A 25,272-nucleotide genomic window follows, 5' to 3' on the forward strand; every position below is an offset into this window, starting at 1 on the left:
TTAGCCAGAACAACATTAAATGTGCAGAAATGAATAAGGGCGCCCCTCGGGGCGCCCTTATAGCGTGCAGCTAAACGTCAATGGCTTACCAGCCAGTCACTTCTTTCAGCGCATCACCGATTTCAGCCAAAGAGCGCACGGTTTTAACACCAGCGTCTTCTAGAGCAGCAAACTTCTCGTCAGCGGTGCCTTTACCGCCAGAGATGATCGCGCCCGCGTGGCCCATACGCTTGCCAGGAGGTGCAGTAACACCGGCAATGTAGGAAACCACGGGCTTGGAAACGTTAGCTTTGATGTAAGCCGCCGCTTCTTCTTCAGCCGTGCCACCGATTTCGCCGATCATGACGATAGCTTCGGTTTTCGGGTCTTTCTCGAACATCTCAAGAATGTCGATGAAGTTAGAGCCCGGAATCGGGTCGCCGCCGATGCCCACACAGGTAGACTGACCAAAACCGTGATCAGTGGTCTGCTTAACGGCTTCATAGGTCAAGGTACCAGAGCGCGATACGATACCGACACGGCCCGGCTGATGAATGTGGCCCGGCATGATGCCGATTTTACATTCGCCTGGGGTGATAACACCTGGGCAGTTGGGGCCGATCAGACGTACGCCCAGCTCGTCGCACTTCACTTTGGCTTCGAGCATATCCAGCGTGGCGATGCCTTCAGTGATGCACACAATCAGCTTGATACCGGCATTCGCCGCTTCAAGGATCGAGTCTTTACAGAACGGCGCCGGTACGTAGATAACGCTGGCTTCCGCGCCGGTTTTCGCTACCGCTTCTTTCACGGTGTTGAAAACGGGCAGACCGAGGTGCTCCTGGCCGCCTTTACCCGGCGTAACACCACCGACCATTTGCGTACCGTAGGCAATCGCCTGCTCGGAGTGGAACGTGCCTTGGCCACCGGTAAAGCCCTGGCAGATGACCTTGGTGTTCTTATCGATCAGGATGCTCATTACTTGCCCTCCGCCGCTTTAACGACCTGCTGAGCCGCGTCGGTCAGACTGGTAGCCGCGATGATGTTCAAACCGCTAGATGCTAGTTTTTCAGCACCCAGCTCGGCGTTGTTACCTTCCAGACGTACGACAACCGGTACGTTGACACCCACTTGCTCAACGGCACCGATAATGCCTTCAGCAATCATGTCGCAACGAACGATACCGCCGAAAATGTTAACCAGTACGGCTTTAACATTGTCGTCAGACAGGATGATTTTGAACGCTTCTGCCACGCGCTCCTTGGTGGCGCCGCCGCCAACGTCCAAGAAGTTAGCGGGCTTGCCGCCGCTCAGGTTGACGATGTCCATGGTACCCATGGCCAAACCTGCGCCGTTAACCATGCAGCCGATGTTGCCATCAAGCGCGACATAGTTAAGTTCCCACTTCGCCGCATCGGCTTCACGCTGATCTTCTTGCGAAGGATCACGCATGGCCTGCAGGTCAGGGTGACGGTATAGAGCGTTGCTATCCAGACCCAGTTTGGCGTCGAGGCAGTGCAGATTGCCTTCTTCAGTGACGACCAGCGGGTTAATTTCCAACAGCGCCAGGTCTTTGTCGTGGAACAACTGAGACAGACCCAGGAAAATCTTGGTGAACTGCTTGATCTGGTCGCCCTTCAGGCCCAGCTCAAAGGCTAGCTCACGCGCTTGGTACGGCTGCGCGCCGACCAGCGGATCGATTTCGGCTTTGAGAATCTTTTCCGGCGTCTCTTCTGCAACCGTCTCGATCTCGACACCACCTTCGGTGGAGGCCATAAAGACCACACGACGGGTAGTACGGTCAACCACGGCACCGAGATACAGCTCATCGGCGATGTCAGTGCAGGTCTCAACCAAAATCTTGGCAACCGGCTGACCTTTTTCGTCAGTCTGGAAGGTTACCAGGTTTTTACCCAGCCACTGCTCTGCAAATGTTTTGGCTTCAGCCGGGTCTTTAATCAGCTTAACGCCACCCGCTTTACCACGGCCACCGGCGTGAACCTGGGCTTTAACCACCCACATGTCACCACCGATTTTTTTGCAAGCCTCTTCCGCTTCTTCGGGCGTGTCGACTGCAAAGCCTTTAGACACTGGTAGACCATAGTCGGCAAACAGCTGTTTACCTTGATACTCGTGAAGATTCATCGATTCATGCCATTGGTTGCATGTGACTCGAACGATGATCAGTTTCTAAAAAACTGGTCATCCCCGTTCTTTCGATCTTTGTGGATTAAGACAAAGCCGAAAGTTTGCGCCACCCTTAAAAGGTGGCGCTTCGTTGTTTAACTAAATTACTTACGCTTCTTGCGATTGGCCATATGAATCGCGTGACCATCTACCGCGAGTGCTGCTTCGTGAATTGCTTCAGCTGTCGTTGGGTGCGCATAACACGTCAATGCCAAATCCTCAGCGCTGGAGCCGAACTCCATGGCAATCACACCCTGGGCAATCAATTCGCCAGCGTGTTGACCCACAATGTGCATACCGAGAATGCGGTCAGTTTCCGCATCAGCGATGATCTTAGCCATGCCATCTGAAGCGTTGTTGGCGAGCGCCCTACCGTTAGCTGCAAACGGGAAAGAACCCGTTTTAATCTCAATTCCAGCAGCCTTGGCTTCCTGCTCGTTAATACCGACCCAAGCCACTTCTGGTGCGGTATAGATCACGCTAGGAATAGCGTCATAATTCATCTCAGCCTTATGGCCAGCGATAATATCGGCCACCATAACGCCTTCTTCAGAGGCTTTATGCGCCAGCATTGGGCCGCGTACACAGTCGCCGATAGCATAAATGCCCGGGACGTTGGTACGGCACTGGTCATCGACAAAGATAAAGCCACGCTCATCCAACTCAACGCTAACGCCTTCGTCAATTACGCCTTTGGTGTAGGGGCGACGGCCAACACAAACGATGAGCTTGTCAAAGGTCATCTCTTGTTCGCCGTTGGCATCGCTGTACTTCACAACGACTTCTTCGCCTTTGACTTCCGAACCGGTCACACGAGCGCCGAGTTTGATATCCAGGCCCTGCTTCTTGAGTAGCTTCTGGGTCTCCTTGGCGATGGCGGTATCCACCATCGGCAGGAAGGTGTCCATGGCTTCAAGCATAGTGACTTCACTGCCCAGGCGACTCCACACACTGCCCAGTTCGAGACCGATGACGCCAGCCCCAATCACACCCAGACGCTTAGGTGCCTCGGTAAATTCAAGTGCACCACTAGAGTCAACGATCAAGCCTTCGGTCATCGGGGTCGGCGGAATCTCAACCGGCACAGAGCCCGCTGCGATAACAATGTTGTCAGCGTCATAGGTGGCTTTTTCACCATCATGGCCAGTAACTTCGACCTGCTTAGACGCGACTACTTTGCCGGTGCCTTCAAGGGCGGTAACACCATTGGCTTTGAACAACGCGCTAATACCGCCGACGTTCTTGGAGATGACCTGATCCTTGAACTCAAGCATCTTGGCAATGTTCGTTGACACATCGCTGATTTCAATACCAATCTCGGCGTAATGGTCACGGGCCTCAACAAACTTGTGCGAGGTTTCCAGCAAGGCCTTCGAGGGAATACAGCCCACGTTTAGGCAAGTGCCGCCGTGAACTGTCTTACCTTCCTTGTTAACCCATTTTTCGACACAGGCCGTTTTTAGGCCCATCTGTGCGGCACGAATGGCGGCGACGTAACCGCCAGGGCCGGCACCAATAACGATCACATCAAACTTATCAGCCATGTTGGCTCCTCTAGCTTGCTGGCCTTCCGCCCGCTTTAACTCGAACCGGGCGGAAGGCTGTGTACGATTGCAGATATATCCTGGTTAAGCAGAAGCGTACTAAATCAATATGACGCTTATGCTTTTTTAGATATCCAGCAGTAGACGTGCCGGGTCTTCCAGCAATTCTTTCAAGGTGACCAAGAATTGAACGGCGTCTTTGCCGTCGATCATACGGTGGTCATAAGAGAGCGCCAGATACATCATCGGGCGAATCTCGACCTTGCCGTTGATGGCCATCGGACGATCCTGGATTTTGTGCATGCCCAGAATGGCAGTTTGCGGCGGGTTGATGATCGGGGTGGACATCAACGAGCCAAAGGTACCGCCGTTGGTGATGGTAAAGGTGCCGCCGATCATGTCGTCCATGCCCAGCTTACCGTCACGACCACGCTTGCCGAAGTCGACAATCTTGCGCTCGACGTCAGCGATTTTCATGCTGTCGGTGTCACGCAGTACCGGTACAACCAAACCACGGTCAGTGGATACCGCAACGCCGATATCCTGATAACCGTGATAAACGATGTCGGTGCCGTCGATAGAGGCGTTAACGTCCGGGAACCGCTTGAGCGCTTCTGAAGCCGCTTTTACAAAGAAGCCCATAAAGCCCAGCTTAATGTCGTGAGCTTTTAAGAACGTCTCTTTGTACTGCGCACGGAGGGCCATGATCTCGGTCATGTCCACTTCGTTGTAGGTAGTCAGCATCGCCGCGGTTTGCTGCGCCTGAACCAGGCGCTTGGCGATGGTCTGACGCAGACGGCTCATCGGTACGCGCTTCTCGATGCGCTCACCTTCGGCAGCTGGTGCCGCGGCAGCTTTCGCTGGTGCAGACGATTTTGCTGCTTTCTTGGCAGAACCGTCTTTGACCGCTTTCTGAACGTCTTCTTTCAAGATGCGGCCACCTTTGCCGGTGCCTTCAATCTTGGCAACGTCCAGGTCATGCTCGGCAACCATTTTACGTGCGGCCGGAGCGAGGATTTTGTCACCGACTTTCTCGTCGGCGCCATCGCCATCGCTGCTGTCTGCTTTAGCGGACGCTGAATCGCCACCGCTTTCGCTTCCACTGTCGCCACCGGCCCCTTCGGTGAAGGTCGCAAGAATCGCTTCAGATTCAACCTGGCTACCCTCTTCGGCTTTAATTTCAGCCAGGGCGCCATCGGCCGGAGCGACCACTTCCAGCACAACCTTATCGGTTTCGATGTCGGCCAGCACGTCATCGCGCTTGACCGCTTCACCGACTTTTTTGTGCCAGGTCGCCACGGTGCCTTCCTGGATTGACTCAGGGAAGCTGGGGGCTTTTACGTCGTGTTGCTTGCCGCCACCGCTGGCTTTTTTCTCTTCTTTCTTACCTTCAGACTTCTCTTCGGATTTTTCAGCGCTGTCATCGCCCGAAGATTTCTCTTCTTTTTTGCTGCCAGACGCGCTGCCTTCGCCGATTTTGCCCAGCACCTGTTCTGACGCAACCGTATCGCCCTCTTCGGCCATTACGTCGGTCAGGGTTCCCGCTTCCGGTGCGACGACTTCCAGCACCACTTTGTCGGTTTCGATCTCAACAATCAGCTCGTCACGCTCAACGCTGTCACCCGGCTTTTTATGCCACGCCGCCACTGTGCCTTCGGCAACGGATTCCGGAAAGGTTGGCGCTTTGATCTCAGTAGCCATGTCGTTTCCCTTATATGTTCTCTAAATCCGGTGGTCGCTTATAAATTAAAAGCGTCTTCCACCAGCTGGCGCTGCTGTTCAGTGTGGACGGACATATAGCCAGCTGCTGGAGCAGCAGAGGCAGGACGTCCTGCAAATTTCAACTCGCGACCAAGGCCATCTTTCAGCATGTCGGCCACTGCACGCATATTGTGCTGGCTGGAGTACCAAGCGCCCTGATTAAGCGGCTCTTCCTGGCACCACACAATATCTTCTACGTTGGTATAGTCTTGCAGCGCTTCCAGAAGCTCTTCTTTCGGGAAGGGGTATAGCTGCTCAATACGCACAACTGCCGTGTCATGACGCTCATTCTCAGCGCGCCAAGCGGCTAAGTCGTAGTAGACCTTGCCAGCACATAGCACAACGCGTGTGACCTTCTTAGGCGCCAGATCTGCCTGGTCGGCGAGTACCATATGGAACTTACCGTGAGCGAGATCTTCAAGGCTCGAAATCGCTTCTTTATGACGCAGCAGCGATTTAGGTGTCATCACCACCAGCGGTTTGCGCAGCGGGCGAATCACCTGACGACGCAGTAGATGATAAATCTGTGCGGGCGTGGTGGGTACGCAGACCTGCATATTGTGCTCAGCACACATTTGCAGGAAGCGCTCCAAACGCGCCGAAGAGTGCTCCGGGCCCTGGCCTTCGTAGCCGTGTGGCAACAGCATGGTTAAACCACACACCCGGCCCCACTTCGTTTCACCCGACGAGATGAACTGATCCACGACCACCTGGGCGCCATTAAAGAAGTCACCAAACTGAGCTTCCCAGATCACCAAGTCATTCGGCGCAGTGGTTGAGTAGCCGTACTCAAATGCCAACACTGCTTCTTCCGAAAGGAAGGAGTCATGAATGGTGAAACGCGGCTGACCATCGGCCATATTCTGCAGCGGAACATAGGTAGTGCCATCTTTCTGATTATGCACCACCGCATGACGGTGGGAGAAAGTACCGCGCCCAACGTCTTGCCCGGTAATCCGGATCGGATGCCCCTGCTCTAGCAGCGTGGCGTAGGCTAGCGTTTCCGCAAAGCCCCAGTTAAGTGCCAAACCACCAGCCTGCATTTTACGCCGGTCTTCATAAATCTTGGCCACCTGACGCTGCACTTCGACGCCGTCCGGCACTTCACACATGCGAGCCGCTAACTGCTGCAGACGCTTCATATCAAACGTCGTGTCGGCATCACCAGACCATTCGTGACCCAGGTAAGGCGCCCAGTCAACGAACAGAGAAGCGTTGGGCTCTTGCACCAGTGCATTGGCAACGTGGTTGCCTGCCACGAGGTCATCACGATAGGTTTCGATCATCGCTTTAGCGGACTCTTCAGAGAGCACGCCCTGATCAACCAAGCGCTTGGCGTACAGCGAGCGCGCAGAAGGGTGATCTTTGATCTTGGAATACATCATCGGCTGCGTGCCTGACGGCTCGTCAGCTTCGTTGTGGCCACGGCGACGGTAGCAAACGAGATCGATCACCACATCTTTTTTGAACTGCTGGCGATAGTCGAGAGCGACTTGGGTGGCGTGCAGCACTGCGTCCGGGTCATCGCCATTGACATGAAAAATAGGCGCTTGAACCATCTTGGCAATATCAGTGCAGTATTCGGTAGAGCGTGCATCCAGCGGATGCGAGGTGGTGAAGCCCACTTGGTTGTTAATCACAATATGGACGGTGCCACCGGTTTTATAAGCACGGGTCTGAGACATCTGGAATGTCTCCATCACCACGCCTTGACCGGCAAACGCCGCATCACCGTGGACGTTGATCGGCAGTACTTTACTGCCCTCTTCGTCGTTACGGCGATCTTGGCGGGCACGCACCGAACCCTCTACGACAGGCGCGACAATTTCCAGGTGCGACGGGTTAAACGACATCGCCAAATGGACTTCGCCGCCCGGGGACATGACGTTCGAACTGAAACCCTGGTGGTACTTCACATCACCTGAGCCACGCTCGATGACTTTCTTGCCGTCGAACTCATCAATCAAGTCAGCTGGGTTTTTACCCAGAATATTGACTAGCAGATTGAGTCGACCACGGTGCGCCATACCGATGACCACTTCCTTGGTGCCATAACCGCCAGCACGCTGGATAAGCTCGTCCATCATCGGCACAAACGATTCGCCGCCTTCAAGACCGAAACGCTTGGTACCTGGATACTTGGATGCCAGGTAATTCTCCAAACCTTCGGCGGCCGTCAAACGCTCCAGCACGTGCTTGCGCACGTCGGCACTGAAATCAGGCGCACTGCGTACCGACTCAAAACGCCGTTGTAGCCAGCGTTTCTCTTCCGTATCGACGATATGCATGATCTCGCAGCCGATGGAGCGGCAGTAAGTACGCTCCAACGCATCTACGATGTCACGCAGTGGCGCTTTGTCGATACCTAAAAAGAAAGAACCGGTTTGGAACTCGGTATCCAGATCAGCTTTTGAAAGCTGATGAAAGGACAGATCGAGATCGGGGACGGGGGTGGGATTACGCAGCCCTAGCGGGTCGATATTGGCCTTTTGATGGCCACGGAAGCGGTAAGCGTTGATCAGTTGCAGGACTTTTACCTGCTTTTTGTTTTCACCGCTATCGGCAGCGGCGACTACCCGGCCCGGGCGACTTTCGCGCCCCAACTGGTAGAACTGATCACGCACGGGGCTAAGTGGAACATCGTGGGAGGCACTGCCCTCGGGGCGCGGCAACTCATCAAAATAGCTGCGCCATTCGTCAGGGACAGACTCAGGATCGGCGAGGTACTGCTCGTAAAGCGCTTCCACGTAGTGAACATTGCCGCCACTAACGTGAGAGGAACGCCACATCAACTCCATTATGCCTTGTTGCATCTCTCGGTCACCCTGCACTGATGGGGTGGTATCGGTATCGTCGCAAACATGCGGCGACATCGCTATTGCCCTGCCGGCGGGGCGGGACATTTGCCGGCGGCGCCGGCCAACGGCCGGAAACCCTGTTCGTCTAGCTATTCTTCATCTCACACTTTATGTCGCATCTAGCGGTCATACTGTGTTTCTAGCGGTCATACGATGTTTCGTCTTCAGTTCATGCTCGAAAGCCGGTACCCCAGGCACCGGCTTTCAAACTTGTCTGATCAGCAGTGCGACGTGACGCCGCACCGCCTGACAAACCCTATGATAACAAGCGAAGCGCCATGATTTAAGTGGCATTATCACCCAACTTAAGTGGCAGGCGCTTTTTTACTAAGATGTCATAGGCTTAGGTAGCATCAGCGAGTAACATTTCGCGAATTTTACCAATTGCCCGGGTAGGGTTGAGCCCTTTTGGGCACACCGCTACACAGTTCATGATGCCACGGCAACGGAACACCGAGAACGGATCTTCCAGGTTGCTCAACCGTTCGCTGGTAGCCGTGTCACGTGAATCGGCCAGGAAGCGGTAAGACTGCAGCAAACCGGCCGGGCCGACAAACTTCTCGGGGTTCCACCAGAACGACGGGCAAGACGTTGAACAGCATGCACATAGAATACACTCATACAAGCCATCTAGCTTGTCGCGCTCTTCTGGCGACTGCAGACGCTCAATGGCCGGTGCAGGCGTATCGTTCTGCAGGTACGGCTGAATACGCTCGTACTGCTTATAGAACAGCCCCATATCCACGACCATATCGCGAATAACCGGCAGGCCCGGCAGCGGGCGCAGGGTCAGCTTGTTGTTTTTGACAACGTCTGACAGCGGCGTGATACATGCCAAGCCGTTTTTGCCGTTCATGTTCATGCCATCTGAACCGCAGACGCCTTCACGGCAGCTGCGACGAAACGCCAAACCGCTGTCTTGTTCCTTCATCATATGAAGAACATCCAGCACCATCACATCGCGGCCTTTAGTATCGACCTGAAACTCCTGCATGTAAGGTGCGGAGTCGGTTTCCGGATTGTAGCGGTATACGGATACCTGAAGATTGGACATAGTGACTCCCTCTCGTCTATGCGGCGTTTAGTAGGTACGAACCTTAGGCTCGAACGTATCAACGGTTTTCGGCTTGAAGTTAACGTCGCGTTTTTTCAGCTCTTTCGTCGCTGGGAAGAAGAGCGAGTGCTTCAGCCAGTTGACGTCATCACGGTCTGGATAGTCGTAACGCGAGTGGGCGCCGCGGCTCTCTTTACGCTCTAGGGCAGCGATCGCCGTCGCTTCAGCCACTTCCATCAAGTTATCAAGTTCCAGTGCTTCTACACGGGCAGTGTTGAAGGCATTGGACTTGTCAGGCAAGTAGGCATTGGCGATGCGCTCGCGCAGCAGCGCTAGCTTGTCGACGCCTTCCAGCATGTTTTTCTCTTCGCGGAATACGCCGAAGGAGGTCTGCATGATTTCCTGAAGCTCAGCTTTCAGCTCAGGAATACTTTCACCACCCTCAGACTCATTCCAGCGCGTGATCCGCTTCATGGCCGACTCAATGTCAGACTCGGAAGCGTCCAGGTACTCAATGCCTTCGTTCAGCGCGCCTTCAATAAACATGCCTGCAGCACGACCGAAGACCACTAGATCAAGTAGCGAGTTACCGCCCAAGCGGTTAGCACCGTGAACAGAAACACACGCTGCTTCACCACAGGCAAACAGGCCGTTAACGATATGATCGTTACCGCTTTCGTCCATGGTAATCGCCTGACCATGAATATTGGTCGGAATACCGCCCATCATGTAATGGCAGGTCGGTACGACCGGGATCGGGTCTTTTGCCGGATCGATGTGAGCAAACGTCTTGGAGAGCTCAACGATACCGGGTAGGCGCTTACCAAGTACTTCTTCACCCAGGTGATCAAGCTTCAAGAAGACGTGATCGCCCTTCTCGCCACAGCCACGACCTTCCAGAATTTCCATGACCATCGAACGGGCTACAACGTCACGGCCCGCCAAATCTTTGGCATTCGGCGCATAACGCTCCATAAAGCGTTCGCCGTCTTTGTTGATCAGGTAGCCACCCTCACCGCGGCAGCCTTCTGTGACCAGCGTGCCCGCACCGTAAATACCGGTCGGGTGGAACTGCCACATTTCCATGTCTTGCATCGGGAAGCCCGCACGCAGCGCCATGCCAATACCGTCACCGGTGTTAATCAACGCATTGGTTGTGGAAGCATAAATACGGCCTGCACCACCAGTAGCTAATACTGTGGCCTTGGACTTAATGTGAACCACTTCGCCCGTCTCGATACACATGGCGATACAGCCGACCACATCACCGCTGGCATTTTTGACTAAATCCACCGCATACCACTCATTGAGGAACACGGTATTGTTCTTCAAATTATTCTGGTAAAGGGTGTGCAACAGCGCGTGGCCGGTACGGTCAGCAGCGGCACAGGTACGAGCCGCCTGGCCACCTTCACCGAAGTTCTTCGACTGACCGCCAAACGGGCGCTGATAAATGCGACCGTTATCTAAACGCGAGAACGGCAAGCCCATATGCTCGAGCTCGAATACCGCTTTCGGGCCTTCAGAACACATATACTCCGCCGCGTCCTGGTCAGCGATATAATCGCCGCCTTTAACGGTGTCGTACATATGCCAGCGCCAGTCATCATTCGGGTCATCGGACGCAATCGCGCAGGTAATACCACCCTGGGCAGAAACGGTGTGAGAGCGGGTCGGGAAAACTTTCGATAACACGGCCGTCTTTTTGCCGGACTTCGCCAGCTCCAGAGCGGCTCGCAGGCCAGAGCCACCGCCACCAATAATAATGGCGTCAAACGTCAGGCTACGCAGATTAGACATGTAATCAAGCTCCCCACAGAATTTGAATGCCCCACACCAAGTACACGAAAATGCCCAAGATGATGACAGCTTGGACACCCACGCGCAGGCGAGTGGACTTGAGATAGTCGGTGGTGACGGTCCACAGACCAATCCAGGCGTGTGCGGCTAAGGCGACGAACGCCAGTAGCGAGAAAATCCGCATCCACGTCTGGCTGAACAGACCGCTCCACGTGTAGTAATCGAGGTTCGGATTAAACAGCAGAAAGGCAACGATAAAGACCGTGTAGAGGGCCAAAATAACAGCAGAAACGCGCTGCATCAGCCAGTCAGAAAGCCCACTACGGCCAAAACTTGTAATGTTAGTTACCATACCCAAACTCCTGCCAGAATAATCAGAACAGCGCTGACCACGACGGTGATCTGCGCTTTTTTAACGCCACCCTCAAGGGTTACCCCAATATCGGCATCCATCAGCAGGTGCTTGATACCTGCTACAAAGTGGAATGCCAGTGCGGATAACAACCCCCAAGCAATCAACTTAGCCAAAAAATTATTGGCCAGTGCATCGCTAACGGCGTCGAAACCCGCAGGAGATGACAAGGACTTGCCCAGCGCCCAAAAAGCGAAAATCAGGCCAACGAACAGGATGACACCCGTGATGCGGTGTGTGATCGACGTCAGCGCCGGCAGTGGGAAATGTATCGTAGTAAGGTCTAGGTTTACGGGTCGTTTGCTATTCACGGCTTTGTACACACTCTCTTGGCCCGCTCTGCGACAGGTCGGGCATGGCCCGAGCGGGCGGTGGTTGCTGGAAGGGGCTCGGCCGTTGCCAAGTCGGGCACGACCACCTACCTGCCGGTCGCGCGCCGTGGATTATAAGAACCTTCGCCCTCGCTTACAAACCGAACTCAGCCCTAACTCGACTATGGTGCAAGAAAATTGTCCGCATCCTGAGTCGATTTTGCGCTGCAGCATGGTTATAGTGACAGTAGATTAGCAATTTGATAAGCCTGTTAACATATCATGTTAGCCTATCGTCAATCTTCTGACGCTTCGCCATAATGTAGGCTTTTTCATCGTATACAAAAACTATTCAAAGCAACAATATTTGTACAACCTGCAGCTAGCGCTTAGGCTAATTGACAAAATGTCGCACACTTCTATAGTGGGCAAGCCTTTTCGCCGGCGCGGTATGCGCAGCAATGACTTTACGTCCCAACCCGAATTCGAAAGGAGGCCAGCATGGCTGACAGGAAAGCGACATTGACGGTAGACGGTCTGGATAAACCGATCGAGCTACCCATGTATTCCGGCACACTTGGCCCCGACGTCATCGACGTACGCGGTTTAGGCGCTGAAGGCCTGTTCACCTACGACCCCGGCTTTATGGCCACCTCTTCCTGCCAGTCTGCCATCACTTATATTGATGGCGGCAAGGGCGTGCTGCTACACCGCGGCTACCCGATTGATCAACTGGCCAAAGAGTCCAATTTCGTAGAAGTGTGCTACACCCTGCTGTTTGGTGAGTTACCCAACGACGAGCAGTACGCGGATTTTGAATCGCGCATTCGTAACCACACCATGGTTCACGATCAGATCAACAACTTCTTTAAAGGGTTCCGCCGCGATGCCCACCCGATGTCTATTTTGTGCGGTGTAGTGGGCGGCTTAGCGGCCTTCTATCACGACCACATGGACATCACTCAAGAGGAAGATCGCGTGATCAGCGCGATCCGCCTGATCGCCAAGATGCCTACCCTGGCGGCAATGTCCCATAAGTATAATGTGGGTCAGCCCTTTAACTACCCGCGCAACGATCTGACCTATGCAGAGAACTTCCTCTACATGATGTTCAGCAACCCTTGCGAAGAGTACAAAATCAACCCGGTATACGCGAAAGCCATGGATCGCATCTTCATGCTGCATGCGGATCACGAGCAGAACGCCTCTACCTCGACTGTACGCTTGGCAGGCTCCACGGGGGCCAACCCATTCGCTTGTATTAGCGCAGGTATCGCGGCACTTTGGGGCCCCGCTCACGGCGGCGCCAACGAAGCCGTGCTGGCTATGCTCGACGAAATCGGTGAAGACTCCGAAGAGAACATCCAGCGCTTTGTTGATAAAGCCAAGGATAAGGACGACCCGTTCAAGCTAATGGGCTTTGGTCACCGCGTGTATCGCAACTTTGACCCGCGCGCCAAGGTAATGAAAGAGACCTGCGACGAAGTACTTGCAGAGCTCGGCATGGCCGACGACCCTCAGCTTAAAATCGCCAAGCGTCTTGAGCAAATTGCCCTAGAAGACGAGTACTTCATCGAGCGGAAGCTGTACCCGAACGTTGATTTCTACTCAGGCATCATTTTGAAAGCCATGGGTATCCCCACCAATATGTTCACCGTGATCTTCGCGGTATCGCGCACTATTGGCTGGATCTCGCATTGGCACGAAATGCTCAGCGAAAGCTACAAAATCGGTCGTCCGCGCCAGCTCTATATTGGCCACGACCAGCGTGACTATCCGAAAAAATAAACCATCCCCGCTTGACAGTACGATCAAAGGCCACCTTCGGGTGGCCTTTTGCGTATGGGCTGATTAACGCTGGTTCATAGACCACCAACGCACCACCACATGCGCTCGCGACCATTCACTAACCTTACCAGGTGCCTTGAGCAAGCTCTCCCCTTAGAGACCACCCCTTGCCCCTTCTGAGCCTAGGACGCTGCGATAGCCGGATGCAACATTGAAGGACTTCAAAAACGCCTAATTCGACTCCATTATCGCTTGACTTTTTTGCTTCTGGATCCTGCTCAAGGTTTTCCACACTATCTGTGGATAACCCTGTTCACAACCACTTCAAAACGTCCCGAAATCGCCATGGGCAGTGGGCCAGCCTTAAATTGGTTATTTTTTAACCTCCTGTAAGTCATTGTTTTTTAAAGACTTACGTTCTGTTAAAGATTTTTTGCGTCAACAACAAGGGGTTGTGCACAACCTTTAAGCCAGAATCGCAAAAGTGGACAAGTCAAGCACAAAATCGTCCAAAAATTGTCGATTTGTAGCTCTTTTGTGAACAGCGGGAATACAAAAAGCCAGCAAATGAGAAGACTCATTGCCAGAGAAATAAACGATTAGGGAGGGATGCTGAATTAGTGGCGTCCCATAGGGGGTTCGAACCCCTGTTACCGCCGTGAAAGGGCGGTGTCCTAGACCACTAGACGAATGGGACGTATATCGAGCTGCTTCGCGAAAGGTACTGATAACAAGTACTACTAATTGGTGGAGCCTAGCGGGATCGAACCGCTGACCTCAACACTGCCAGTGTTGCGCTCTCCCAGCTGAGCTAAGGCCCCACATGTCGCGAAGACGGAGCGTATAATACTGATTCCGCTGGCCTTCGTCAACAGAAAAAACGCCAATTTCCTAAGGATGAGAAATTGGCGCTAGCGCTATCTCATGCGCGGTTAGCTGATTTTACTAAACTATTTCACGAAGCGATCTCACGAAATTCTTTTTCAAAGCGCTTGGCCTGCTTTTTCGAGACGCCGCCCAATACCTCTATCGCACTACGCAGGCGTGCCCGGGTAACGTCTGAACCCAGAATCGCCATGGCGTCCATCACTGAGGTGCTGGACGCGCTGCCGGTAATGGCAATAAACACCGGCGCCAGAAAGGCTTTCATTTTCAAGTCAAAGTGCTCAGCCAGCGTTTTCACCTCGTTCAACAGCGCCTCTTTATGCCAAGCCGAAACACCCTCGAATCGCCAAACAAGGAACTGAAGCAGTTTGACCAGCTCCTCTTCCTCGAGCTTCACGCTATCAAACGACGCTTTTGTTAGCGCCGGAAGGCCAGAGAAGAAGTGCCCTGCCAACGGCATTACCTGGGAGAGCGTCTCTACCCGTGGTCGCACCTGCGGCAGTATCTGCTTAACGTAAGCTTCATTGAAAGCCCAGTCACGCAGTGCGCTCAACAGTGCATCATCATCCAGGTCTTCACGGATATACACACCGTTTAACCAGGTCAGTTTCTCCAGATCAAATACAGGGCCACCTAACGAGACACGCTGAACGTCAAACTCCGCCATCATCTCTTGTAGACTGAATTTCTCGCGCTCATCAGGCATCGACCACCCCATCCGCCCCAAGTAGTTGGTAACGGCCTGGGGTAAAAAGCCCATCCGACGATAATAATTGATGGAGGTCGGGTTTTTGCGCTTAGAGAGTTTGGATTTATCGGGGTTGCGCAGCAACGGCATGTGACAAAGTTGCGGCATTTGCCAACCAAAATACTCATACAGCAGTTGGTGCTTTGGTGCGGAGTTAATCCACTCTTCCCCACGCAGCACATGGGTGATCGCCATTAGATGATCGTCGACCACATTGGCGAGGTGATAAGTGGGCATGCCGTCTGATTTAAGCAGAATTTGCGCGTCCACCTGCGCCCACTCCACTTCAATCGTACCGCGCAGCATATCGTTGACCACACAAACGCCTTCGGCAGGCACATTCATGCGCACTACATAAGGCCAGCCTTCCTGTTCACGGCGTGCTTGCTCCTGGCTCTCCAATGCTAAGTCAGCAGGCTTCAATGCCAGGTGCAAGCCCGCAGCCTTGCGGGTTTCACGCAGTTCATCAAGCTCTTCACTGGTGCGGTAACACTTAAATGCATGCCCGGCATCCAACAACTGCTGGGCGTATTGAGCATATATATCGCCACGCTCGCTTTGCCGATAAGGGCCGTGGGGGCCGCCAACATCCGGGCCTTCATCCCACTCAAGACCCAGCCAGCGCAGTGAATCGAGAATCATCTGCTCCGACTCAGGAGTAGAGCGCACCCGATCAGTGTCTTCAATACGAAGAATGAATTGGCCACCGTGCTGACGCGCAAAACATAGGTTAAAAAGCGCGATGTAGGCCGTGCCAACGTGGGGGTCTCCTGTGGGAGAAGGTGCAATGCGAGTACGTACGGTCATGAAAACGTCCTATTGGCAAAAATGCATGGCGATATTATACGCACCTTAGGCGCAACCAACAGCGTCGCGCAGGGAACGACTAGCGCAAGAAAGCGTCAGAGAAATTAACTCAACGTTATTTGTCCACTAATGCGCGCTAAAGCACAATCGCTTAGTATGGCACTGCAGCAACATCTTGGGTGCATACCCCAAGCTTGAGATAGACCAATAAAGTATGTTCATAGCTCCACTATCTATATTAGAGAAATTTATAGTGGAAGACATTCAACGAGCTTGTTAGCTCATCATCAGGAAGACGAAATGGAATCGCTAGGCTCACGTATCAAGCAACTGCGGCTTAGGGCCAAGCTCAACAAAGCTGCTCTCGCACGCAAAGTTGGCGTGTCAGATGTCACCATTTCTTATTGGGAATCTGGGGCGATCAAACAGATCGGTCACGAACGCCTTGTGGCGCTCGCTGATGCACTCGACTGCTCCCTGGCAACTCTATTGGAAGGTGATAGCGCCCCCGAGCTATTAACGTTGACCCATACTGGTCCCCTCCCCTGGGAACAGGTACAGGCAACGACCATTAAAGTGCCCAGTCACCTCCCGCTGAACATCGACTGGAAAGCACCGTGCGTAATGGCAACACCCGGCCCAGGTACAGATTTTTCACCCGTTAATGCTGGTGATCTTCTGCTACTCGGGCCGACCCATGTGTTTCACAAAGCGGGCCACTATGTAGTGCAACGCGACGATCGTTTCGTCATTGAGCACTTCACAAAAGCCCCAAGCGACACATCGATTCATGCAGTACTGCTAGCCCATTGGCATCCTGCCTAAAGCGTCTACCTCCCCGGACTCTCTAGCACCTCCACCTGGTCACGCGTTTGCCTTGGCTCACTCCCCACCAAGAAGCGTCGTGAGTAGGTGGCCACTTGGCCCAGCCCATGGCGGGATTGATTTACCAGCTCTCCCGCCAGGTGCTGGCCCTCGTGGCCAATACGCGCTTGAACGGCTTCCGGCTGCACACTGCCTTCGGAAACCTCAACCTGTACTATATAGCCACCATCGGGTAAGCCACTGCCAGGGCCAAATGGTCCCGCTGCGAACACGCCATTCTCTATACGCGTCCGCTCACGCCAACGCACGCTGCTGATCTCGCGTTCGACAATAATCTGTACCAGCGTTTCATCGGGCAAGTTGCTCTCACCTTCCACCATTAAACGCCGATCACTGCGCAGCGATACATGCGCCATTATCTCGACGACAAGAGGCGCCACCTCTTCTGCCACAGCCACGTCTATCTCAGCAGCTGTGGGCTCAGGAGCTGATGTTTGTTCTGCAGTTGATACCGACTCACTCGGCTCGTCTGTTTCGCCACAGCCTACCAGTAGCGCAACGGATATCATCAACACACCAACACTGCTTAATACATTGCGCATATGCACTCCAAAATATTGCCCCGGAGCCTGTCAGGCTTGACCGATCGTCGCGAAAAGCACACGAATTTGCAGTAGATCAGCATTCAGTCTGACAGGCTCCTAGCAGCTTACCACTGCATAGCCGCCACCACAGTGGAATACTTGTATTGGCCCCGCGACAGGCACCGCTTCAGGTACAATATGCTTATCATGCTAACAAGACACTTTTAGGAGCAGCGGCTTTGGACATCATTTGGTGGTTGGCCTATATAGCACTGGGCGGTTTTGTGGGCTTGATGGCGGGCTTATTGGGGATTGGTGGCGGCGGCATTATGGTGCCAATTCTGACGTCGCTTTTCGTACTCCAAGGCGTGCCCCACGAGCACCTTGCCCACTTGGCTTTAGGCACCGCCATGGCGGCCATCATTCCCGCCTCTACCGCTAGCCTGCTTTCCCACCATCGGCACGGAGCCGTTCGCTGGGACATCGTGCGCTTTATTACCCCTGGCATATTAATCGGCACCTTTTTGGCGACCTTTATCGCTGCGCTGCTGCCCACCCGCGGCCTTGCCATCTTTTTCGCCTGCTTTATGGTGCTAATGTCGCTCCAGATGCTGGCAAACATCAAGCCCAAACCGAGCCGCGGCTTACCCGGCCCTATCGGCGTAAGCGGTGTGGGGTTGGGCATCGGTGGCATTTCCGCGCTCGTTGCTATTGGCGGTGGCTCACTAACAGTGCCCTTCCTCACCTGGTGTAACGTCATGCTACCCCGAGCAATAGGCACCTCAGCAGCCGTAGGACTCCCTATCGCAGTTGCTGGTGCACTTGGCTACATAATCAACGGATGGTCTATCCAAGGACTGCCCAGTGCAGCGCTCGGCTACGTTTACCTGCCCGCGCTACTGCTCATGGCGCCCTTCAGTATCCTAACGGCTCCCATCGGAGCAAAATTAGCGCATAGGCTGCCCGTCAAACTTCTCAAACGAGTATTCGCGTTTATGCTGATGGGGCTGGCACTGCAGATGGTGTATGCGGTGTTTACTGCTTAAACCCAGGCTTTAGCGTAAGGTCCTTTCTCGGAATGCTAAAATGGGCAGTATATGAGAAACTGCCGTCCTTTTTACGGCGCTTGCGAATCGTTGCCATACTTGCCTCTCAGATGTACCAAATCAAAAGCGGCTCAAGTACCAAATATGTACCAACGAACCATGTAAAACGCCGCTCAACCACTGTAAATATGAACAGTTATGAATGATAACACAACCGCGCAAACCCGCATGAAGTCTGGCATTGTCCGCCCGGAGCTGGATAGAACTTTCTCCGTAGCGCCCATGATGGACTGGACAACCCGCGATTACAGAGCGCTAGCACGCACCTTAACCAAGCGTGCGCTGCTGTATACCGAGATGGTCACTACCGGTGCGATTTTGCACGGGACGCCCCGTGAGCGCTTTTTGGGCTATAACGAGGTGGAGCATCCGCTTGCACTGCAGTTAGGCGGCAGCGACGCCGGTGAGCTGGCTGAGTGCGCAGCGATTGCCGAAGCCTGGGGCTATGACGAGGTGAACCTGAACGTCGGCTGCCCGAGTGACCGCGTGCAGAACAACCTGATTGGCGCGTGCTTGATGGGCTACCCCGAAAAGGTGGCAGAGGCAGTGCGGGCAATGCAGGCTGCGGTGTCTATTCCGGTCACGGTGAAGTGCCGTATTGGTATTGATGACCAGGATGAGGACGCTGATCTTGAGCAGTTTATCGCTATCGTTGCTGACGCAGGCTGCGAGGTGTTTACCGTTCACGCCCGTAAGGCGTGGCTGCAGGGTTTGTCGCCTAAACAGAACCGCGATGTGCCGCCGCTTAACTACCCCCGTGTTCATCGTCTAAAGCAGAGCCGCCCTGAATTGCATATTGGCATTAACGGCGGGATTAAAACGCTGGCGGAGTGCCAAGCGCAGCTTACCCATGTGGATAGCGTGATGGTGGGGCGTGAGGCGTATCAAAACCCGTGGCTGCTCGCTGGTGTCGATGAACAGTTGTTTGGTGAGCAAGGCCCGGCAGAGAGCCGTTTGGATGCTGCGAACGCTTTCCGGCCGTATATTCAGCAGCGCTTGGATGAAGGCGCGAAGCTGAATCATATTACCCGCCACCTGCTGGGTTTATTCCAGGGTTGCCCCGGCGGCAGGCGCTTCCGGCGTCATTTGTCAGAACACGCCCATAAAGAAGGCGCAGGATTGCGCCTATTTGATGAAGCGTTAAGTTTAGTGCGTGAGCCAGAGGCTCAAGACACACAGCCCGCCGCCCTTTCTGCCCCCCTTCCCGCTTAAGCGTTGAAGGTGTGGACGGCGCGCCGTGTGCTTAAAAAGTCACGCGTTAGCCGCCTTTCACGCCTTTAGCGATGCGGTCGCCGACTTCCTGGTCAATATTGCGCCAATACTCAAACGCACGCTGAAGCACCGGCTCCGTAACACCATCCGATAGATGACCAACAACGTTCGACACCAAACGGTCACGCTGGGCGTCATCCATCACTTCACGCACCAGGGTATGGGCCTGCCCCCAATCGTCGTCATCGCGGCGCAGGGTGTAGGCGGTGCGCACAAAGTCATCACTCACTTCCCAGGTGTTATCCATAGGGTAGCGCTCAGCATCGGCAGAGGGGCCGCCTTTCGAGTTGGGTGCATAAACCGGGTCGGTGACATTTTGCACCCGCATCGCGCCATCTTTAGTGTAGCTGTGCACCGGCGACTTCGGCGAATTCACCGGGATCTGCTTATAGTTCACGCCAAGCCGCGCGCGGTGGGCATCGGCGTAGGAGAACCCACGCGCCAGCAGCATTTTATCAGGGCTTAAACCGGTACCTGGTACCATATTATTGGGCTCAAATGCCGCTTGCTCGATCTCGGTGTGATAATCCGTGGGATTACGATCCAAGATGAGTTTACCCACTTCAATCATCGGGTAGTCCGCATGGGGCCACACTTTGGTCAGATCGAAGGGGTTATAACGGTAGGTCTTCGCCTCTTCAAACGGCATGATCTGCACTTTCAGCGTCCAGCTGGGGTGATCGCCATTTTTAAGGGCTTGATAGAGGTCGCGGGTATGGTAGTCAGCGTCTGCGCCAGCCATTTTGTCCGCTTCTTCCTGGGTGAGGAAATCGATTCCCTGGTCGGTTTTAAAATGGTACTTGACCCAAAACCGCTCACCCTCTGCGTTGATCCACATATAAGTATGGCTGGAGTAGCCGTTCATATGACGCCAGGTTTTCGGGATACCCCGATCCCCCATCAGCCAAGCCACTTGGTGAGCCGATTCAGGCGACAGCGTCCAGAAATCCCACTGCATATCATGGTCACGAAGATTGGTATCTGCGCGGCGCTTTTGCGAGCGGATAAAGTGCTGAAACTTCATCGGGTCGCGAACAAAGAACACCGGCGTATTATTCCCCACCATGTCGAAGTTGCCTTCTGTGGTGTAGAACTTGATCGAGAACCCGCGCGGGTCACGCCATGTGTCCGGGCTACCCCGTTCGCCGGCCACGGTTGAGAAACGCATCAGTGTTTCAGTGGTCGTGCCCGGCTGGAACACGGCTGCCTTGGTGTACTTGCTGACATCATGAGTCACTTCAAAGCGCCCAAAACCGCCGCCACCTTTGGCGTGAGGCTGACGCTCGGGAATACGTTCACGGTTAAAGTTTGCCATCTGCTCAATCAAGTAGTGATCGTTGAGCAGAATCGGGCCGTTGGGTCCTATGGTAAGCGAGTGTTCGTCACTGGTGACCGGTATACCCGCATCTGTCGTGGTGTGATTAGGTTTATCGCTCGTCATCGCTTTTCCTCCATGTCACGGTAGACGTGGCGTTTGATCGCCACTCGTTCGAGTCCGATGAAAGCTTAGCTATTTGTTTTGGGTGTTATCATTTTGAGTAGCCGCTAACAAAGCCCGTCCTTAGGTATAGTCAAATGGCTACTGACTTGCCATTTATAGTAGCTAATCCTTAACTATTGAAGCGATAGCGTTGAGTTATGAACTACGATTAATAAAACGAATCAGGTGGCGGCACCAAGCTTGAGTTAAAGCTCTCAATAGCCGTTTCTGCCTCATCAATTTCATCAAAACGGGCAATATGGAATAGCGCCTCTCCTTCATTGGCCAGCGGCAAGCGACTCATGCCAATCACAATACCGTCGGCAGCGGCGCGCACTTCGCCTTCATCATTGCCAAAAGGGTCAGCGACTTTGCCCAGCACCTCGCCTTTCGCAACGCGGGCGCCTAGGCGCACCTTGGGGCGCAAAATGCCGTCGATAGGTGCCCGAGCCCAGCTTGACCCTTTGGCAAGCTCCGCGGGTGCTGGCGTGCGGCGGCGTTGTTCGCCGGTCAGCATGCCTAGTCGGCGCATGACTCGCAGCACACCGCGAACCCCTGGGGCAATCGCCCACTCGTCAAAACGCAGCGCCTCGCCGGCTTCATAGGTCAGCACTGGAATCCCGCGGTTCTGAGCGTAGTGGCGCAGGCTACCTTCACGCAGTTCCGCATTTAGCACTACGGGCGCACCGAAAGCATCGGCCATACGCTCGGTTTCGCTTCCAGGACGGAGCTGGGCACGAATTTGCGGCAGATTAGTGCGGTGGATTGCACCGGTATGTAGGTCAATAATATGGGTAGCGTGATCGACGATTTGTTCGCGAAACAGATTTGCAATACGGCCGCCAAGTGACCCCGACTCGCTGCCTGGAAAACAGCGATTTAGATCACGCCGATCAGGCAAATAGCGGGTTTGCTGCAAGAAACCAAGTACGTTTACAACCGGCACAGCGATCAAGGTACCGCGGATACTACTAATCGCTTTCGCGCGCAGTACCCGGCGGACAATCTCCACGCCGTTGATTTCATCGCCGTGAATGCCACCACATACCAACAGCACTGGTCCATCCTTACGGCCATGAACGACTTCGACAGGAATATGCAGGGGCGTATGGGTATATAAGCGCGCCACCGGCACATCAACTTGTAAGCGTTGGCCGGGCATAATGGTATGTTCGCCCAGCTGAAAAGGAGCTCGCGCCATGCTTTCTGTCCTGTTTTTTTAATTCGTTTTGCTCACGACATTAGGGCCAGTTTCATTGCCTGTTTATACGCTTTCAGTCGTGAAATGACGAATTTGTTAACCCACGTTATGAGATGGCTCATTTAACCATACAGTTTTGAATGTAAATGTTCTCCCTCTTAGGTTAAAATATGACCATACTGTGTCGATAATGAGGTTGCATTTCCATGGCAAGAAAGACCAAAGCAGAAGCGGCTGCTACACGAGAAGCACTGCTTGAAGCTGCTGAAGAGGTATTTTTTGCCAAGGGCGTGGCGCGCACCTCCTTAGAGCAAATTGCTCGCCATGCAGGCCTTACTCGCGGCGCCGTTTATTGGCACTTTAAAAACAAAGGCGACCTGTTCATGGCGCTGGTTGAACAGGTGCGTATGCCCTTCCAATCGCTGATGGATGAGGTCGACAAAGCCGACGCCGAATTATCACCATTGGAGTCTATACGACTAGCCTGCCATGCGGGTTTAGTGCGCCTTGAGCAACCTTCTTATCAGCGAATACTCTCCATCCTGCTGCATCGCTGCGAGTTCTTCAGCGATATTAACCCGCTCGACATGCAGGAGCAGATCGGCAACGAGTGTTTTGAAGAGATGCTGAATGTCTTTGTGCTCGCTGAGCAGCAACAATTGTTGCGCGAAGACCTTAGCCCCGAAATTGCAACGCGCTTGATGCAGTCCATGCTGGGAGGCCTGTTCCACGACTGGCTACGTAACCCCGGAGCTTTTTCGATTCGGGAACGCGGTGGCGAGCTGATTGATACCTCTATTCGCATGATGCAGCGTTAAACATTGCACCCACTCTCGCTGCAATGCAGCAAGTATGCTTATACTGGCCCCACTGTTCTAGCCGTGTGAGTACCCTATGGATGCCTTGGAGTTTGTTCGCATACGCGAATTAGAAGTCGCCGTACGCATTTGGAACCCTACTGCCCCCCGCACTTTGATCGCCTGGCATGGCTTTGCTCGTCACGGTGGCGACTTTAGCGCGCTGGCGCGGGAACTCGGCAGTGAATGGCGGATTATCGCCCCAGACACCCCGGGCCGCGGCTTATCAAGCTGGTCGCTTTTCCCTGCTCACGACTACCTTTATAGCCATTACGTGACAGTAGCAATCGCACTGCTTGACCACTTTGAACTCGATTACATCGATTGGCTGGGCACCTCGATGGGTGGCCTGCTAGGTATGTTGATCGCCGCTGACCCACAACACAGTGGGCGTATTTCCCGGCTGATTCTTAACGATGTGGGCCCCGAGCTGAACACGCAGGGTCTTATTGGTCTCTCCAGCTATTTCGGCGTTACCCACCGCTTCTCTAACTTCAGCGAACTCCAACAAGAGCTCAATCAGCACTACGCTAGTTTCGGTATTACCGGTGAATCCGCATGGCGCGAACTAGCGCTCAACAGTGCCCGTCGGTTACCGGATGGTAGTTGGACGTATCACTTTGATCCGCGCATCGGCGAGCAGTTTGTACACGATACGCCGCGCGACATGTGGGCAGACTGGGCGAACATTCGCTGCCCGACGATGGTGATACGCGGTGAGGAGTCCACACTTTTAGACCCGGAAACACTACCGCGGATGACCGAAGCACAGCCTAAGCTTGTGACGCTTACAGTGCCTGACTGTGGTCATGCGCCCATGCTGGATAAACCAGCACAGGTAGACCCCATTCACGACTTTTTAAACCGCCCCGCACCTCGTCCTACCTCCGTTAATAAGACGCAAAACGCCACTGTCTGGCAGCGTGCAGTGCAGTGGCTGACACAGCAGTGGCGGCGTTGGAAATAACCGGGATGCCTAGCATTTAGGCTTCCCGGTGACGCCCTTCAGATAGAACGTCGTATTAGTGGGAGGTGGAGTAATGGGTTGAGTGGCGATTTTTCTGGTTTAGCCGCAGTCTATTCAAACGAACTCGCGTTTCGAGATACGCCTTCTCAGAGACGCTGCGATAGGCGCCCTCTTCAGGTAAGTACTTCACCAGCACTCGGCGCTCCCCCTGTACAGGTAGGGCATCGTGCTTGCTCAGCAGTTTGACCCTGCTATTGGGCTCATTATCAATGACTGCGAACGCCTGCCCACCAGTACCTTCGCGCTCAGTCACCACCACCGTTTGCCCCAGTAAACAGCGGCGCGTGAAGGGGCGATAACGGTGCAGCCCACGGTGCAAGGCCTGGCAGAGCATCGCCGCCAAAGGCGAAGCAACCACCAGCGTAGCCCATAGCACCAGCACCCCTACCGGTATACGTATCAAGCCAAGCGGTAGCCACCGCAATACCAGTAGTTCGATCGCCAATGTAAGCACTGCTGCAATGGTCAGAATCACCGTCAAGGCCAGCGTCGCGGGAACCCCAGCGAAGCCTAGAGAAACCAGCGTGCTGGCGAGATGGTCTTCTTTGAGGCTATCGCGTTCAAACAGCTCCAGAGGGGCTAAACGGATAATCACTAACAGCCAGTAAAGAGCCAACAACCCGAGTAGCAACGTAAAGACGATGGTCGGAAACTGCGTAGCAGCGTGCAGTAGATCGTTCATGATGGCGCCTCCCCCGGTACTTAGCCGGTGATGTATTGTTACTTCCAGCTTAGTCCAGATTAGCTTTTGGGCGCCACCTCTACCTTGATCTTAGTCAGCTAGCT

20 protein-coding genes and 2 tRNA genes are annotated in these 25,272 nt (G+C 54.0%); 6 read left to right on the forward strand and 16 right to left on the reverse strand.

Annotation, left to right across the window (positions count from 1 at the left end):
* Positions 1 to 85 precede the first annotated feature (85 nt).
* The 9 genes from sucD to sdhC all read right to left on the reverse strand — a co-directional run bounded on the left by sucD (position 86) and on the right by sdhC (position 11,906).
* Entirely contained in the window at positions 86 to 958 is an 873-nt protein-coding gene (gene sucD / locus ACW17M_RS09750; RefSeq protein WP_009287300.1) for a succinate--CoA ligase subunit alpha, read from the reverse strand.
* A complete protein-coding gene (gene sucC / locus ACW17M_RS09755; RefSeq protein ID WP_009287299.1) occupies positions 958 to 2,124 on the reverse strand; it encodes an ADP-forming succinate--CoA ligase subunit beta in 1,167 nt (388 codons plus the stop codon). The genes sucD and sucC overlap by 1 nt, the downstream gene beginning before the upstream one ends.
* Positions 2,125 to 2,270: 146 nt before the next feature.
* Positions 2,271 to 3,710 (reverse strand): dihydrolipoyl dehydrogenase, encoded by a 1,440-nt coding sequence (gene lpdA / locus ACW17M_RS09760; protein ID WP_457547328.1) that lies wholly within the window; start codon positions 3,708 to 3,710, stop codon positions 2,271 to 2,273.
* Positions 3,711 to 3,836: 126 nt separating this feature from the next.
* Positions 3,837 to 5,411: a 2-oxoglutarate dehydrogenase complex dihydrolipoyllysine-residue succinyltransferase gene (gene odhB / locus ACW17M_RS09765; protein ID WP_414120726.1), complete on the reverse strand. Its 1,575-nt coding sequence runs from the start codon at positions 5,409 to 5,411 to the stop codon at positions 3,837 to 3,839.
* Between the two features lie 38 nt (positions 5,412 to 5,449).
* Positions 5,450 to 8,284, reverse strand: coding sequence for a 2-oxoglutarate dehydrogenase E1 component (locus ACW17M_RS09770; protein WP_027959716.1), 2,835 nt, complete (start codon positions 8,282 to 8,284; stop codon positions 5,450 to 5,452).
* A gap of 388 nt (positions 8,285 to 8,672) precedes the next feature.
* A complete protein-coding gene (locus ACW17M_RS09775; protein ID WP_009287296.1) occupies positions 8,673 to 9,383 on the reverse strand; it encodes a succinate dehydrogenase iron-sulfur subunit in 711 nt (236 codons plus the stop codon).
* A 27-nt stretch (positions 9,384 to 9,410) separates the two neighbouring features.
* On the reverse strand, positions 9,411 to 11,183 hold the full coding sequence (gene sdhA, locus ACW17M_RS09780) for a succinate dehydrogenase flavoprotein subunit (protein WP_022520468.1): 1,773 nt from the start codon (positions 11,181 to 11,183) through the stop codon (positions 9,411 to 9,413).
* 4 nt (positions 11,184 to 11,187) lie between these two features.
* Positions 11,188 to 11,535 carry a succinate dehydrogenase, hydrophobic membrane anchor protein gene (sdhD, locus tag ACW17M_RS09785; RefSeq protein WP_022520469.1) on the reverse strand — a complete coding sequence of 116 codons (348 nt, stop codon included), beginning with the start codon at positions 11,533 to 11,535 and terminating at the stop codon, positions 11,188 to 11,190.
* Positions 11,529 to 11,906 carry a succinate dehydrogenase, cytochrome b556 subunit gene (gene sdhC, locus ACW17M_RS09790; RefSeq protein ID WP_196518187.1) on the reverse strand — a complete coding sequence of 126 codons (378 nt, stop codon included), beginning with the start codon at positions 11,904 to 11,906 and terminating at the stop codon, positions 11,529 to 11,531. The genes sdhD and sdhC overlap by 7 nt, the downstream gene beginning before the upstream one ends.
* A 501-nt stretch (positions 11,907 to 12,407) precedes the next feature.
* Between sdhC and gltA the strand changes: the two genes are divergently transcribed.
* Positions 12,408 to 13,694 (forward strand): citrate synthase, encoded by a 1,287-nt coding sequence (gene gltA, locus ACW17M_RS09795; RefSeq protein ID WP_009287293.1) that lies wholly within the window; start codon positions 12,408 to 12,410, stop codon positions 13,692 to 13,694.
* A gap of 621 nt (positions 13,695 to 14,315) precedes the next feature.
* On the opposite strand, the gene ACW17M_RS09800 is transcribed toward gltA, so the two are convergent.
* The 3 genes from ACW17M_RS09800 to gltX all read right to left on the reverse strand — a co-directional run bounded on the left by ACW17M_RS09800 (position 14,316) and on the right by gltX (position 16,134).
* A tRNA-Glu gene (locus tag ACW17M_RS09800) sits at positions 14,316 to 14,391 on the reverse strand.
* A gap of 48 nt (positions 14,392 to 14,439) precedes the next feature.
* Positions 14,440 to 14,515, reverse strand: a tRNA-Ala gene (locus ACW17M_RS09805).
* A 134-nt stretch (positions 14,516 to 14,649) separates the two neighbouring features.
* Positions 14,650 to 16,134, reverse strand: a complete 1,485-nt coding sequence (gene gltX / locus ACW17M_RS09810) for a glutamate--tRNA ligase (protein WP_009287292.1) — start codon at positions 16,132 to 16,134, stop codon at positions 14,650 to 14,652.
* A 300-nt stretch (positions 16,135 to 16,434) separates the two neighbouring features.
* On the opposite strand from gltX, the gene ACW17M_RS09815 reads away from it, so the two are divergent.
* Positions 16,435 to 16,959 (forward strand): helix-turn-helix domain-containing protein, encoded by a 525-nt coding sequence (locus tag ACW17M_RS09815; protein WP_176316289.1) that lies wholly within the window; start codon positions 16,435 to 16,437, stop codon positions 16,957 to 16,959.
* Positions 16,960 to 16,964: 5 nt separating this feature from the next.
* Here ACW17M_RS09815 and ACW17M_RS09820 read toward each other — a convergent pair whose 3' ends face one another.
* A complete protein-coding gene (locus ACW17M_RS09820; RefSeq protein ID WP_427768785.1) occupies positions 16,965 to 17,561 on the reverse strand; it encodes a hypothetical protein in 597 nt (198 codons plus the stop codon).
* Between the two features lie 221 nt (positions 17,562 to 17,782).
* Between ACW17M_RS09820 and ACW17M_RS09825 the strand changes: the two genes are divergently transcribed.
* Both ACW17M_RS09825 and dusA read left to right on the forward strand, forming a co-directional pair.
* Positions 17,783 to 18,589, forward strand: a complete 807-nt coding sequence (locus ACW17M_RS09825) for a sulfite exporter TauE/SafE family protein (protein WP_039859307.1) — start codon at positions 17,783 to 17,785, stop codon at positions 18,587 to 18,589.
* 198 nt (positions 18,590 to 18,787) lie between these two features.
* Positions 18,788 to 19,861 carry a tRNA dihydrouridine(20/20a) synthase DusA gene (dusA, locus tag ACW17M_RS09830; RefSeq protein WP_457547329.1) on the forward strand — a complete coding sequence of 358 codons (1,074 nt, stop codon included), beginning with the start codon at positions 18,788 to 18,790 and terminating at the stop codon, positions 19,859 to 19,861.
* 46 nt (positions 19,862 to 19,907) lie between these two features.
* Here the strand turns inward: dusA and ACW17M_RS09835 are convergent, their stop codons facing one another.
* Both ACW17M_RS09835 and ACW17M_RS09840 read right to left on the reverse strand, forming a co-directional pair.
* Positions 19,908 to 21,362: a catalase gene (locus ACW17M_RS09835; RefSeq protein WP_457547330.1), complete on the reverse strand. Its 1,455-nt coding sequence runs from the start codon at positions 21,360 to 21,362 to the stop codon at positions 19,908 to 19,910.
* Between the two features lie 208 nt (positions 21,363 to 21,570).
* A complete protein-coding gene (locus ACW17M_RS09840) occupies positions 21,571 to 22,602 on the reverse strand; it encodes a succinylglutamate desuccinylase/aspartoacylase family protein (RefSeq protein ID WP_009287287.1) in 1,032 nt (343 codons plus the stop codon).
* Positions 22,603 to 22,808: 206 nt separating this feature from the next.
* Here ACW17M_RS09840 and ACW17M_RS09845 point away from each other — a divergent pair, with 206 nt between their 5' ends.
* Positions 22,809 to 23,420: a TetR family transcriptional regulator gene (locus tag ACW17M_RS09845; protein WP_039859306.1), complete on the forward strand. Its 612-nt coding sequence runs from the start codon at positions 22,809 to 22,811 to the stop codon at positions 23,418 to 23,420.
* Between the two features lie 76 nt (positions 23,421 to 23,496).
* Positions 23,497 to 24,426, forward strand: a complete 930-nt coding sequence (locus ACW17M_RS09850; protein ID WP_457547331.1) for an alpha/beta fold hydrolase — start codon at positions 23,497 to 23,499, stop codon at positions 24,424 to 24,426.
* A 55-nt stretch (positions 24,427 to 24,481) separates the two neighbouring features.
* On the opposite strand, the gene ACW17M_RS09855 is transcribed toward ACW17M_RS09850, so the two are convergent.
* Positions 24,482 to 25,168: a hypothetical protein gene (locus tag ACW17M_RS09855; RefSeq protein ID WP_027959767.1), complete on the reverse strand. Its 687-nt coding sequence runs from the start codon at positions 25,166 to 25,168 to the stop codon at positions 24,482 to 24,484.
* Positions 25,169 to 25,272: the final 104 nt, after the last annotated feature.

The sequence above is a fragment of the Vreelandella sp. 2A-K22 genome (assembly GCF_054065485.1).